Source organism: Shewanella sp. 553, from assembly GCF_059338375.1.
Genome location: NZ_CM181701.1, coordinates 479185 through 493038, shown reverse-complemented (window position 1 = coordinate 493038; position 13854 = coordinate 479185). Strand labels below are relative to the sequence as shown.

9 protein-coding genes are annotated in these 13854 nt (G+C 50.2%); 4 read left to right on the top strand and 5 right to left on the bottom strand.

The genetic code is table 11. The annotated features are described in order from the left end of the window. Positions 1-7: 7 nt before the first annotated feature. Positions 8-1375 (top strand): magnesium transporter, encoded by a 1368-nt coding sequence (gene mgtE, locus AC5YBZ_RS02285; RefSeq protein ID WP_494520156.1) that lies wholly within the window; start codon positions 8-10, stop codon positions 1373-1375. 73 nt (positions 1376-1448) lie between these two features. Here mgtE and AC5YBZ_RS02280 read toward each other — a convergent pair whose 3' ends face one another. Next, a complete protein-coding gene (locus AC5YBZ_RS02280; protein WP_494520157.1) occupies positions 1449-2987 on the bottom strand; it encodes an FG-GAP repeat domain-containing protein in 1539 nt (512 codons plus the stop codon). Between the two features lie 364 nt (positions 2988-3351). Here AC5YBZ_RS02280 and rarD point away from each other — a divergent pair, with 364 nt between their 5' ends. Next, complete coding sequence (gene rarD / locus AC5YBZ_RS02275; RefSeq protein ID WP_494524296.1) at positions 3352-4269, top strand: EamA family transporter RarD; 918 nt, start codon at positions 3352-3354, stop codon at positions 4267-4269. Here rarD and AC5YBZ_RS02270 read toward each other — a convergent pair. Next, positions 4231-4851, bottom strand: coding sequence for a lipase family alpha/beta hydrolase (locus AC5YBZ_RS02270; protein WP_494520159.1), 621 nt, complete (start codon positions 4849-4851; stop codon positions 4231-4233). The two genes, rarD and AC5YBZ_RS02270, sit on opposite strands and share 39 nt — an antisense overlap. 99 nt (positions 4852-4950) lie before the next feature. Between AC5YBZ_RS02270 and AC5YBZ_RS02265 the strand changes: the two genes are divergently transcribed. Next, the gene (locus tag AC5YBZ_RS02265; protein ID WP_494524295.1) at positions 4951-5958 is read left to right on the top strand and encodes a class I SAM-dependent rRNA methyltransferase; all 1008 of its coding nucleotides are present in this window, start codon (positions 4951-4953) and stop codon (positions 5956-5958) included. Positions 5959-6194: 236 nt separating this feature from the next. On the opposite strand, the gene AC5YBZ_RS02260 is transcribed toward AC5YBZ_RS02265, so the two are convergent. Next, on the bottom strand, positions 6195-6398 hold the full coding sequence (locus tag AC5YBZ_RS02260; RefSeq protein ID WP_475517073.1) for a hypothetical protein: 204 nt from the start codon (positions 6396-6398) through the stop codon (positions 6195-6197). Here AC5YBZ_RS02260 and AC5YBZ_RS02255 point away from each other — a divergent pair. Then, a complete protein-coding gene (locus AC5YBZ_RS02255; protein ID WP_494520161.1) occupies positions 6346-7515 on the top strand; it encodes an MFS transporter in 1170 nt (389 codons plus the stop codon). The two genes, AC5YBZ_RS02260 and AC5YBZ_RS02255, sit on opposite strands and share 53 nt — an antisense overlap. A gap of 153 nt (positions 7516-7668) precedes the next feature. Here the strand turns inward: AC5YBZ_RS02255 and AC5YBZ_RS02250 are convergent, their stop codons facing one another. Together AC5YBZ_RS02250 and AC5YBZ_RS02245 are read right to left on the bottom strand one after the other, a co-directional pair. Beyond that, on the bottom strand, positions 7669-10071 hold the full coding sequence (locus tag AC5YBZ_RS02250; RefSeq protein WP_494543374.1) for a zinc-dependent metalloprotease: 2403 nt from the start codon (positions 10069-10071) through the stop codon (positions 7669-7671). A gap of 84 nt (positions 10072-10155) precedes the next feature. Next, positions 10156-13851 (bottom strand): response regulator, encoded by a 3696-nt coding sequence (locus AC5YBZ_RS02245; RefSeq protein WP_494520163.1) that lies wholly within the window; start codon positions 13849-13851, stop codon positions 10156-10158. Positions 13852-13854 lie beyond the last annotated feature (3 nt).

Here is a 13854-nt window from a genome sequence, read left to right as displayed (position 1 = left end):
GGAAGTCATGCCGATCGAAGTGTTAGATAATGAAACTACAGATCAACGTTTACAGCAGCTGACGCAAGCCCTGAGCAGCGGTATGTTTGTCCATGTGCGTAGTATGCTGCACGACATGGCGGCCTCGGATATCGCCTTTATTTTAGAGTCCTCTCCACCGCGTGCGCGGCAAGTATTATGGCAACTTATCGATCAAGCCCATACGGGTGAGATACTCGATGAACTCAGTGAAGAGCTCAAAGATCAATTTATTAGCCAGATGAGCCCTGAGCGCGTAGCAAAAGCGGCCGAAAATATGGATACCGACGACCTGGCCTACATACTGCGTAGCCTGCCAGACAGCGTATTCAATCAAGTACTGCAATCGATGCGCAGCCAAGATAGGGCGCGAGTCGAACAGGCTCTGTCATACCCAGAAGACACCGCCGGCAGCTTAATGAACACAGATACGGTGACCCTAAGGCCAGATGTGAATGTCGACGTGATCCTGCGTTACCTGCGTATTCGTGGTGAATTACCAGAAGCCACCGATACCCTATATGTGGTTGACAAGCACGACAGCCTGCTTGGTGGCGTAGCGATCGCCGATCTGCTCACCTGCGATCCGAATGCATCGGTGCGCGACATCATGAACCAAGAGCTCGAAGGGATCCCTGTGGGTATGCACGACAGTGAAGTCGCGCAGCTATTTGAACGCCACGACTGGGTATCGGCACCTGTGGTCGATGAAAAAACCAATAAACTGCTTGGGCGGATCACCATAGATGACGTTGTCGATGTGATCCGTGAAGATGCTGAGCATTCGATGATGGGGATGGCCGGAATGGATGATGAGACCGACACCTTCGGCCCGGTCCTTAAGAGTACCTTTCGGCGCTCACTCTGGCTGACGATTAATCTATTTGCCGCACTGTTAGCGGCGTCGGTGAGCAATATGTTTGAAGGCACCATAGAACAATTTGCTACCATTGCGGTATTAATGACCATAGTGCCCAGCATGGGCGGAGTGGCTGGTAACCAAACCTTAGCTTTAGTGATCCGCGGTATCGCACTAGGACAGATAGGTCAAAGTAACTCACGTTGGTTAGTTGGCAAGGAGTTAGCGATCGGCTTTCTTAATGGCCTGCTCTGGTCTATTTTGGTGTTTGCTGCCGTTTGGCTATGGAAAGACGATGTCGCCCTAGGCGCTTTAATTGGCGGCGCCATGTTAATCAACATGACGGTGGCTGGATTTGCTGGCGCCACTATCCCGCTACTGCTTAAAAAGCTCAATGTCGACCCTGCGCTGGCGGGTGGCATGGTGCTGACCACTGTCACCGATGTAATAGGCTTATTTGCTTTTTTAGGCTTGGCCACCCTCTACTTACTGCACTAGCTTGTTAGGCACCGCTCGTGGTGTAATGGCTTAAGCGGTGCCATTAGCTTCTTTGCTGAGTGTTCAACCCTGGCTATTGCGCCATAATCACCATCAATTGCTGTTGCAGTGCCTGACTGTCTTCGCGGCCATATTTAATGATTAGCTCATCTTTCCCGTCATGATTAAGATCGCTCACGCTGAGCATCTCACCATCGCGGGGCAGCTGTAGTTTAAGAGTTTCATCGTTGCGATTAAACAGGCTGTCACTCGGCTCGCCTAAATACACCGTGAGTGCCTGCTCGCCACCAGAGAGCAAGAGATCTTGATAGCCATCGCCGTCAATATCGGCAAAAGTCACCACAGGTTGCCCCGTTTGCCCCGAAGTTAAACTAAAGCTTAGCTCCACCTCTTTGGTAATATTAGGTTTACTGGCAAAGCGGCTAGTGGCATCACTTTTAAATAAGTGTACATCTTGATCAATGCTCCCCGACACGAGCGCACCGATGATCTGCGACACACCAATATCGAAGCCCGACACCAGCACTTCATCAACCTTATCATTATCGATATCCACCAGCTCAAAACCCGTTAAGGTACCCTCGGCGCGGATCACACTGCTAGGCACCTTGGCAAACTGCAGCTTGTCTTTTATTTTACTGCCTAGGTAAATTTCATAATCGTTAACCCGATCCAGCACTCCTGAACTCTTGGTATAGCGCACCACCATATCTGCCAGACCATCATGGTTAATGTCGCCCAAATGTTCGACCTTTCGATAGACTAAATTACTTTGATCCAGCGCCTCACCATAAGCATCACGTTTACTCCACCAATCTTGCCCGCTGATGGCCAAACTCACAGGTAAGTAATTGGGTAAGGGTGTAAACAGGCCATCATCTTGCTGGTAATACACTTCAAACTCGCCCTCAGCTACCTTGACAATATCATCGCGACCGTCAAGATTAAGATCGGCGAAATAGAGGCTAGCCTCGGTATACTTGGCACCATCAAAATACAACAGCATCTGCGGCTGGATAGGTAATATTTGAGTGATGTAGCGCTTATCGGCTTGCTGTATCAATAGTGCGCTCTGCTCAAAGCTGCTAATAATAAAGTCATCCAGCCCATCACGATTAAGATCGCGTACAAAGCGCCCACGGGAGATAAAATCGACTCGCGAGCTCAAGATCAGCGGCTCGACCGTCATTAATGGCACAAATTCAACTTGGCTGTCACGCCACTGTAATCTCCATAAACGGTCGCTAGAGAGAAAGTACAGTGCTTGTATGGCATCGGGATTTTCTAGGTTATCAGGTGAGATATCGAACGCAAACAGCGCATTAGGTAGAGGTTGCTTTACCCGCTGACGATATTGTTTTACTTCAGTATCGAACGCATACACCCCCAGCCAGCGTTGATGCCTATCATCGACACCGATAGCGACTAACTCTTTACCTGGATCTGGCAACAAGTTGACCGTTAGGATGGGATGGGTAATGCGAAACCCAGCGTCTATATGGTGCGAGTACAATGATAGTCGGCTACTGATCGATGCGCCCTGCGCTGTAGACAGAGCAAGCAGCAATATCATGGCAAGTGACCATCGCAAACCGATTTGGGCTGTGTTCATGTAAAACTCGCTCCTTTCATTGCCTAATTATCAACTTAACTAATCTACCGACTCTCGGGCAAAAGAACAGCCAGGTTAACAGCTTGTTACAAATCAAAGCCGCAGCTCCCTGCCGCGAAGCATCTGCACAATAGCCAGACAACGAATCATAAGGGGCCAAGACTTGGTGTTCATCACCTCATTAAACACAAGATGGGCTCACTCTTTCACGTTTTAGCACCTTAGTCTTAACCCGTGACTTGCTATCATGACACCATCAAAATAGTGACTCATATCACAGTTAATGTATAGCACCAATGCGAGAATCCGCCGCGTCAATATTAGCCATTTTTCACCACAGATAAGCTCAACACGCCGGAATATTATGCACAGCTCAACTCGCACCACCTTTGAAGGCAACGCCTTGGCGCTCGTCTCTTTTTTACTTTGGGGACTATTACCGCTTTACTATCAATACCTGCCTAATGCCGATATCAATGAGATGCTGGCCATCAGGCTACTCTTCTCGGTGCCCTTTATGCTGTTAGCCTTTATTATACTGCGTAAGCCTTTGCCATCCATACAGCAATTAATGGCGCATAAGCGATCGATCGCCTTATGTGGCCTGGCGTCGCTGATCATGTGCATATCTTGGTACAGTTTTACTTGGGCCATCACCCATGGTCAGGTGCTCGCCGCCAGTTTAGGCTTTTTTATTAATCCACTGTTCGCTATTGCCTTGGGCGTACTGTTTCTCGGCGATAAACTGTCACAAGCACAAAAGTGGGCAGTGATATTGGGGATTGCAGGCATCAGCTACATGGTATTTCACTACGGTGAGCTACCTTGGCTGGCATTATTGATGGGCGGTTTCTTTGCCCTTTACGGCCTGTGTAAAAAATTTATTCACTTTGACTCGCTCACCTCAGTCACTATCGAAGCGGCGCTATTGGCTCCCATAGCGGCAATCTACTTAATTTGGCTGATATTTACCGATCAAAGCAGTGCCTTGTCAGGCTCAACCACCCAACTACTGCTTTATATTGGTTCGGCGCCAGTCACTCTGCTGCCGCTTATCTTCTTTGCGCTCGCCATTCGAGCCACCAGTCTATCGATGATTGGCTTAATGCAATATATCGAGCCAACCATGCACTTTCTGTTAGCCGTGCTGGTCTTTAATGAACATTTTGATCAGGTGAAGGCGGTGAGCTTTGCCCTGATCTGGAGCGGATTAATCCTTTGTTCGCTAGAGGCTTTGCCGACACTACGTCGCCGTTTGTCCACCTTTAGACAGCAGAACTAGCATGGCTATAATCTCATCGACCACCCGCTGGCTAAAGATCATCGATAGGTGCAATGGCACCTTAAAGACTTTATTTATCGCCAGCGGCCAGTGAGAACTTCGGCTCGGCACTATGGTCAGATCCAGCGGCGTACGATAGGAGTAGAGCGGCATATTGGCAATGGGTTGCTGCACTTCGTCGAGCAACTTTAGCAACTCGCTATTAGGCCGCAACTGCCGCATCCCTTTAGAGGGGTAAGGTAGAAAAGCCAAGTAACTGCCTTGATGTGGTGATGAGATAGAAAATAACGCCTCGGTGCGCGCCGCGCCACCAAGTATCTGCAGATAATAGCGGGCCACGATGCCGCCCATACTAAACCCCACCAGCACTATGTTATCGTCGGTGCCAAAACGCTGCTCAATTGCTTGTTTCAGTTGCTGCGCGGCGTGCTCTATGCCGTGGCGGCCATCAAAGGGCGCCAGTGTAGGCGCAAAACACTCATGCCCATGCGCCGTTAACTTATTACGCATCCAAGCCATCACATGGCCCGTGTTAAAAATGCCATGAATTAACACCACCTTCATTGCTCCCCCCTCCGTCATAGCCTTGCCTTGACGATAAGATTATCGCCCGCTTATTCGCGATATTTGCTATCATTGCCGCTTTGCTCAAGCATACCATCGAATACGGATCCCCAAGCTATGTCAATCAACGATTTGTTAGCCAAGGCGCTACACCAACGAGCGCAGTTGATTGCTGACGCAAAAACTAATAATACTAATTGTTTTCGGGTATTTCATGGCACAGTCGAGGGCATTAACGGCCTCAATATCGACCGCTACGGCAATGCTTGGTTAATCCAAACGTTTCATCAAACCTTAAGCGATAATGAGCTCAATCAGATCCGCGCCGCCTTAAGCCAAATTGACCCGCTTGTGGTGATCTATAACGATCGCTCCAACAAAAACTCGCGTATTCTCAACCCGCTTGACGACACATTAGAAGCCTTTGCCAATACCGAACAGCAGATGCAGGAAAACGGTATCCATTTCACCAACAAGCTGCGTCACGAAGGACAAGATCCGCTACTGTTTCTCGATATGCGCGCCGGCCGTGAATATGTACACGCCAATAGCCGAGATAAAACCGTATTAAACCTGTTTTCTTATACTTGCGGTATTGGTACTGCGGCCGCCGTTGGCGGCGCCAGCCGTGTAATGAATGTGGATTTCTCCTCGTTTGCCTTGGCCGCTGGACGTAAAAATGCCCAGCTCAACGGCGTTGAAGCGGTATGTGAGTTTGTACAAAGTGATGCCTTCCCGGCCATGCGTCAGCTCGCGGGGATGCCAGTGGGCGGACGACGCAATCAAAAATTGCCTAACTACCCTAAATTGCCGCAAACACAATTTGATTTAGTGTTTCTCGACCCACCAAGATTTGCCAAGAGCCCCTTTGGCACAGTGGATCTGATTAACGACTATCAAAGCCTGTTTAAACCCGCCATGCTGGCCACTAAAAGTGGTGGCACCATAGTGTGCTGTAATAATGTCGCTAAAGTCGACCGTCAAACTTGGTTCGATGCCCTAAGCCGCTGCGTCGAAAAACAGGGACGTAAGATCAGCCACGCCACTTGGTTAGCTTGCCACAGTGACTTCCCCTCTTTTGATGGCAACCACCCGCTCAAAATGGTGGCGCTGCAAATAGCATAAACCAACCTTTCCCTAAGCGGCTGGTTACCACAACAAGCCGCTTAAACCCTCACTTTAAGCCTTTTGCTACCAACATCCACATCAAAACGAGTTTATTAACACTTTTTATCACCATCTACGGCGATATACAGCAAGTAAACCCCTCAAAATAAGCGTTAATAAATTAACAATAAAACATCATTAGATAGCAAAGTGCTTGACCTTTACGCTCAATAAACCTGCTCCAAACAGCAATTTTAAGTTAAATTTTCATCATTGATAAAAATTAACTTTACTTCGTCATCGAAGCGCCCTACATTCGCCGCCAAATTAAACAGTAACAAATAACCACCAACAACCATATTGGCATTCAAGTGGCTATTTATCACATTAAACTCGGAGGTTCTAATGGTAGAATGCGCTGCTAGCTGCAAATCGAACAATCCTGCAGCACCTGTCATTGGGCTGTCTTTTTTTGCTATAGCCTCGGGTTTTTTGATGAGCCTAATTCCACTGTCGCTAACGGCATTTGAATTGGATGTCGCTCTGGCCCCTTGGTTAGCCAGTGTGTTCTATCTCGGCCTGCTCATTGGCGCGACGAGTATTGAGCGCGTGGTGGCCAAAATTGGCCATCGCCTGGCTTTTATCCTGTTTCTGGGGTTATTGATCGCCAGTGTTATTACCCAGCTGTTGATCCCTAGCGCCGAGTTTTGGTTAGCGGCACGCTTTATTGCCGGTATCGCCGTCGCAGGCGTATTTGTGGTAGTCGAGTCATGGTTGCTAATGGCCAGCACGCCTAAGGCGCGAGCCAAACGCCTTGGCATCTATATGACTTCGTTATATGGCGGTAGTGCCGTGGGACAATTAGCCATAGATCCACTAGGAACCACAGGCGCAGCGCCGTACCTGTTTGTTATCGCCTTGCTGTTTTTGGCTATTTTAGCGCCCTTGTTAATTACCTCTGGGCAGCCTGAGAGCCAGCACCAGCAAAAGCTGCCCTTAAAAGAGATAAAATCCTTGAGTCGTCCGGCCATGCTGGGCTGCTTAGCATCGGGTCTATTATTGGGGCCCATTTATGGCTTAATGCCTATGTATATTGCCAACCAACCAGAGCAGGCTGAACATACAGGCGCATTGATGGCCAGCATCATTTTAGGCGGTATGCTAGTACAGCCGTTGGTGAGCTACTTGTCGACGCGGATCGGTAAGAGCCTGTTGATGGCGATGTTTTGTCTTATTGGCGCGACGGCAGTGCTCGGGATATTACAAGCAAGCAGCTTTGTGCCTTTGGTGATAAGTTACCTGGTGTTAGGCGCATGCAGCTTCGCGCTCTACCCAATTGCGATCACCTTAGCGTGCGATCTGTTACCTATGGCGAAAATCGTGTCGGCCACCGAAGTGATGTTACTGAGCTACAGTGTCGGCTCTGTGTTAGGCCCAATATTGGCGGCAAACTTGTCTGATGCGACCCATGGTGTGGTGTTTTACTTGGGTGGCTGTTTAATTACCACCTGTATTTATATGCTAATTAAAAGCATGGAAAACATTCGCACTGGTGATACCCCAATCGCGGGATAAGCCACAATTAACGGCTCGCCATCGACCCTAGATGATACCAGGAGATGGCGAGACTGTTTGCGCTTTTTCTCAGGCTTGATGGCGCGAAGATATATTGCGCCATCAGGGCCGAAAGCTTAGCACTGCAACACTCCCCCTCAACGTCAGAGGCCCTTAAATGGGTGAGCCTGGCGGCAAGCTCAGCGGCTGCTTAATTAACCTCACCTTGGCATCTAACAACCCTTGCTCAACCCCTTGTCTGAGCCATTCAAAATGCGCGGCTTCAAAATCGCTGCTGCGTTTCACCTTACGGCTTAACTGCTTAAGTGCATATTGCAAACGATCATAGAGTAAGGCCTGCACCTCGGGCGCGGTCTGTTCGTTATGATAACTGGCTAATAGCTCATCAAAGACCACCGCATTGACGCGCATCCATACACCAAGATCAGCACCCGATGGGCTATCGCTATAGGCGGTCACGCCCAGTAATCGGTCGACCAAATTAATCACTGATAGCTGTTCTTTATCGGCCAAATAGGCCTGACTGACGCGATTAAGCCGCCAAGGCGACAACAAGGCTTGGGCCACATGGCGGCTCAGCACCTCGGCCATACCAATCGGATCAATCACTACCCCGTTAGCCCCTTGGAAACTCTCGCGCGTGGCGCGGTAATTGCCCGACTTAGGCACAAGCTGCTCTATCACCTCTGATGGTACGCGCAGTGCGTCCATGCTTAGGGTCTGTAACAGACTGTCTAAGGCTTCTTGTTGCAATGCGGGGGCTAAATAATGCCAGCTTTGACCCAGCTCAGAAGACCCATAGTGATAATCTGTGCCGCCAATAAACTTCGCTGCGGCGGTAATTTGATAACGGGTTAATAGGTAGATGGGGACAAAAGCATCGCGTAGCTCACCAAAGGGCTGCCCAGCTAACAAGGCCTGATGACAAAACTGCTCAATCGCCTTGCTACGCACCGCAGCAAGACGGTTAAGCTCGGCCACGGGATCGTTACCATTGTCCCATAAGCTGGCATAGGCATTGCTGGCGTTTTGGCCGCGTGAATCTGCTTCACCAATATAACGCAGCCCTTGGCGCTCGACATCGCTCATCAGCGCCGCCAACTTACTGGCCTGATTGGACTCACTATACTGGCCATAACCATAGGCTATGGTGTACCTGTCCCAGGGCCCTATTCCCTCACCGTAGGGCTGACTAATCTCAATGTTATCGCCATTGAGGGTGATCTTTGGATGGGGATAATCCATAACCGAGGCATTGTCGTTAGTCGATGCGGCAAAGTTATGGTCAAGCCCCAAGGTGTGGCCCACTTCATGGGCCGCTAACTGACGAATCCGGGCTAATGACAGCGCCATACTGGCTTCTTCTGCGCTGGCCCTATCAGGCCAACCGGCGGTGAGTCCGCGGGCAATCAGGTGATCTTGTCGCACCCGCTGGCTTCCCAGTGTGACATGCCCTTTGATGATTTCACCGGTACGCGGATCAGTAATGGCGCTGCCGTACGACCAACCACGCGTCGCGCGGTGCACCCATTGGATCACGTTGTAGCGTATATCTTGCGGATCGGCATCTTCTGGTAACAGCTCAACCTTAAAGCCATCAATAAAGCCCGCCTCGGTAAAGGCATCTTGCCACCAACGCGCCCCATCGAGTAACGCCGAGCGAATAGGCTCTGGCACACCAGGGTCGAGATAATAGGTGATGGGTTTAACCACTTCCGATGGGGCATCACCGGGGATCTTTTTCTCTAGGCGGTGGCGTAACAGATGACGCTTGACGATATCTCTATCGACATCGGCCGCATAGTCGAGATAAGCATCTGACAAATAACCGCTCATCGGATGATAAGCTCGTGGGCGATAGTCGTTGTCTGGTAAGGCGACAAACGAGTAACGCAAACGAATAGACAGGTGGTGCGCATCGGGTGTCACCTTTGCCACTTGGCTGCCCGCTTTGGCGCCAGTAAAGGTGAGTAACACATCGACATCACTATTTTGCTCAAACGACTTCACCCCTTGGGGTAACACCAGTGATTTGCCAGTGTCCAGGCGATAATCCCCCTGCTGCGTCTCTTTAAGGGTGCTGCTAATGCCGTGCAGATCGCTTAACAGCAGCTCGCTTACCGCCACCAAAGGACGCTTACCAGGTACTACTTTGCCGCGCCACAGCACCGACTCGGCAAAGGCTTCGTTAACCGCGCGCACCTCCGCTTGATCCTCGGTCTCAGCGCGGTAATCGGTGTTGAGCTGCTTTAAAATCAAATAAGGGCCATGGCGCTCAAACTGCACCATGCGCGTAGCACCCAGTTGGCCGCGATCTAGCCCTATTTCATTGGAGCCGACACCATGGGGCAAACTGGTGATGAGTAAAAAGGGCTGCTCGAGTCGGTTAGCTTCGAGATAGAGTTCGCCAGAATCTTGCTCATAGTAGAAATTAATAAAGCCATTAGCCGCCTGACTCTTTTTGATCAGGTTGGCGCTGTTATCCGTTGCAGCCATGACATTGACCGCTGGCGCTAGAGCCAATACCACGGCCAGCGCTAATGTTGAGGGCTTCATTTTATCTCCTGTTATTGGCGTACTGGCAAAGTACGCTTCTCCATTATGGGTTTCCGCTGGGTTAACAAGCTGCCGTTAACGGCACTACTGCGGTTGATTGATCCAATGGGCTAAGGTGTCGAACAACTCATTAAGCACGATGGGCTTAGTAATATGCGCGTTCATACCTGCCGCTAAGCTTTTTTCGCGATCGCCCGACATCGCATGGGCGGTCATGGCGATAATAGGTAACTGCTGCGCCGAATAACGCTCGCGTAGCAACTTAGTGGCAGTTAACCCATCCATCACTGGCATCTGAATGTCCATCAGCACCGCATCATAACGGCGCTGCTCAACCCGTTCTATCGCCAGCTGACCATTTTCGGCCACATCCACTTCATAACCCGCACTCTTCAGCAGTTCTGTCGCCACCTGCTGGTTTATAAAGTTATCTTCAACCAGAAGGATCACCCCAGAGGCTTGATTATTGCCCAGCTTAGGCGGCTCAGGTGGCGGAGCCAATTTAGGCTGGTCGATAAAGGCACCGATGATCTCATCGAACAATGCCGATGCCTTAAACGGCTTTTGCAGCATGGCGTAAATCTTAAGTTCATCCAAATCCTCTTTTAATGGATCTGAGGCATAAGCGGTCATCATGATGATCACCGGCCGTTTAGGCAATCGGCCATCGGCGACCATGATGTCGAGTTCTCTGACCACTTCCACGCCGTCCATTTCGGGCATCATCCAATCCACGAGTAGCAGATCGACCGGATCACGCTCGAGCTTATACAAGGCCTCGGCGCCGCTAGAGGCGGTCTCGACACTAAAGTGGAAATCACGCAGGGCGCTGGAATAGATCTGTAACGCCGTAGGGTTGTCATCGACCACCAAGGTTTTTAAATTACCCAGTACCTCGGGCACCACCAAAGGCTTAACCTCTGCCTCAGCGGCGATCTCGAAGCTGATGGTAAAGCTAAAGATACTGCCGACTCCAAGCTCACTTTGCACCTGCATGGTGCCGCCCATCATAGAGACTAAATGCTTACTGATGGATAAGCCTAATCCGGTGCCGCCATATTTACGCGTGGTCGACCCATCGGCCTGTGCAAAGGCATCAAACAGGCTCTCTTGCTGCTCTTTGCTGATGCCGATACCGGTGTCGCGCACCCAAAACTTAAGGGTGATACGATGATCGCGCTCGCCCACATCTTCGCAACCCAGTTCAATTTCACCGCTTTGGGTAAATTTAACCGCATTGCTGAGCATGTTCACCAGCACCTGCCCTAGGCGCAGCGGATCGCCCTCTAAAATAAGCCCCGCCGTGACGGGGGCGTACAGCAGCAGCTCGACCCCTTTTTCTTGGGCATTGAGCGCATTGAGATCCAGTGCGTGATCCAGCACCTTATCCAGCGGGAAGGCGACTCTTTCTAGCTCAAGTTTACCAGCCTCAATCTTAGAGAAATCGAGAATATCGTTGATGATCCGCAGTAAGGATTGCGCCGAGAAACTGGCTTTATCAAGATAATCGGCCTGCTGTGGCGTTAATGAGGTGCGGCTCGCCAATTGCAACATACCGATAATGGCATTCATGGGCGTGCGGATCTCGTGGCTCATATTGGCCAAAAACTCACTCTTGTACAGGTTGGCCGATTCAGCATCTTGCTTAGCTTCCAGCAGCGCCACCTCATTACTCTTATGTCGAGTAATGTCTTTATGCGTGCCCACCATGCGCTTGGGCTGATTGTCGCTAGTGTATTCCACTACCCGACCTCGGCTTAACACCCAGTGATACATGCCGCTCTTACCGCGCATTCTAAACTCAATATCGTAGGCGCCAACCGGATTGGCTAAGTACTCATTGCGATACTCTTCGACGCGGATGCGATCGTCTGGATGGATCAGCTCGTCAATGGTCGAGACTAAAGCGGGAAACTCATTAGTTTCATAACCTAACATCGAATAGTAAGCCGGATTACAGATGATCTGCTCCGAGTCCAAATACCAATCCCACAGACCATCTTCTACCGCATCCATCGCCAGATGGTAACGCTCTTCAGATAAGCGCAGCTGCTCTGCCGATTCATATTCGCGTGTCACATCGCGCCACACGGCAATCAAGCCCAGCAGCTCACCACGGCGGTTGTAAAAGGGGATTTTAAGGGTATCGAGCAGTACCGGCTTACCCGCCAGCTCCACTTTTTCTTGATAACGTAGCGGCATACGTTCCGACAACACGCGCTCATCTTCGGCCCGAATACGAATGGACTGCTCGCTTGAGGTCATTGTCTGCGAGTCTTGGCCTATCATCTCACTTTCGGTATAGCCCAGCATCCGCTCGGCAGACTTGTTACAGCCAAGGTACTTACCTTCTTTGTCTTTAAAGACAATCGCTTCGGGGATCGAATCTAACAAGGAGCGCAGTAAAGCGTACTCGCGCTCGCGCCGCTCTGTGGTCTCTTTCAATCGCGCCGTGCGCCGTGCCACCAAGTTATCGAGACGACGATTTTGCTCGGCGAGGTGGCGAGTATATTGTTGGTTCTCTTCAAAAATACGGCTCACCAACTGGAACCAAGGCTCCCAGCCTGGGGTGATCTTCTCTGGCGGCTTGCGCGGCTCTTGCGAGCAGCCTTCGAGATGGCTTAATAAACGAGATGCAGGATTAACAAACGAGCGCCGCGTCTGCCAATGCACTATGGTCACCAGCACCGACAAGGCGATCACCACCAACAAAAACGTCAGCTCTAACTTTTCCCACGAATCTTTAAACAGCTCGTTGTGATCTTGCAGGTACAATAAGCGCCACGGCGCATTTTGCAGTGCCACCGAATGGATATAGTACCCATTGCGCATAATGCCATCATGGGCGTCAAACAGCTCAGACTCTGGCACCGAATGCAGCGCCGAAGGGATCTTTTGACTGATGTGGTACACCCGATTGATATCGTCATTATTGATATCACTGTGAGACAGGATATTGTTTTGCTGATCGAGCAAAATTACCGTACCCGGCATCTTAAAATAGAGGCGGATCTGTTTATCGAGCGACGATAAGGTCATGTCTAAGTTGATTGAGCCGATAAACTCATCTTCGAGGTACACCGGCACTCCAACGGTAGTCAATAATCCCTTACCATTGGTCTCGACATAGCCTGGGCTCCACGCCACACTGCGCTGAGGATTCATTGCTGGCGTAACAAGTTGAAACTGCTGTTTATTTAATAGTTCATCCCGAAAGCGCTGCTCATCAGAAGGCCAAGGGTAATAGGACATCATTCGGTGCTTAGAGATGTAATATACTGAGGATGCTTTGGGGGCGGCTTCGGTCGCCACCGGAAATGACAAAGAAAGTTCGAACAACATTTCCAGCTCTTGATAAAACTTATCGCTGCGCCCCTCGAGCGAACCTGCGCCAGTAATACGGCCCATATTGGTAAATGGCTTACCGCTTTTAGCGTAACTGGGTTCTAGGGTAAAAAATTGGCCACTTTCATTAAATTTTTCATATTGGGGTAGCCGCTCGGTACGTACCAACTCACCGAGCTTCAGGTGATCCACTGCAACATTTCTGAGACTCTTTACCGCCCGAATACTCGACTCTAACAGCAGGTCGATTTGCAACACATGACGCTCGACTAACTCTTCGCGCTGGGTCATCATCTGGGTCTTTTGCCGCTCAAAGAACACCCACGCCGTCAGCAACGCCATAATAATCACACCTATGTAGGTGTAAAACACAGCGCGATTATAATTTTTCTGGATCGGCGACTTCAGCTGTAAGTCGGGTTCAGTCGGTTTCATGAG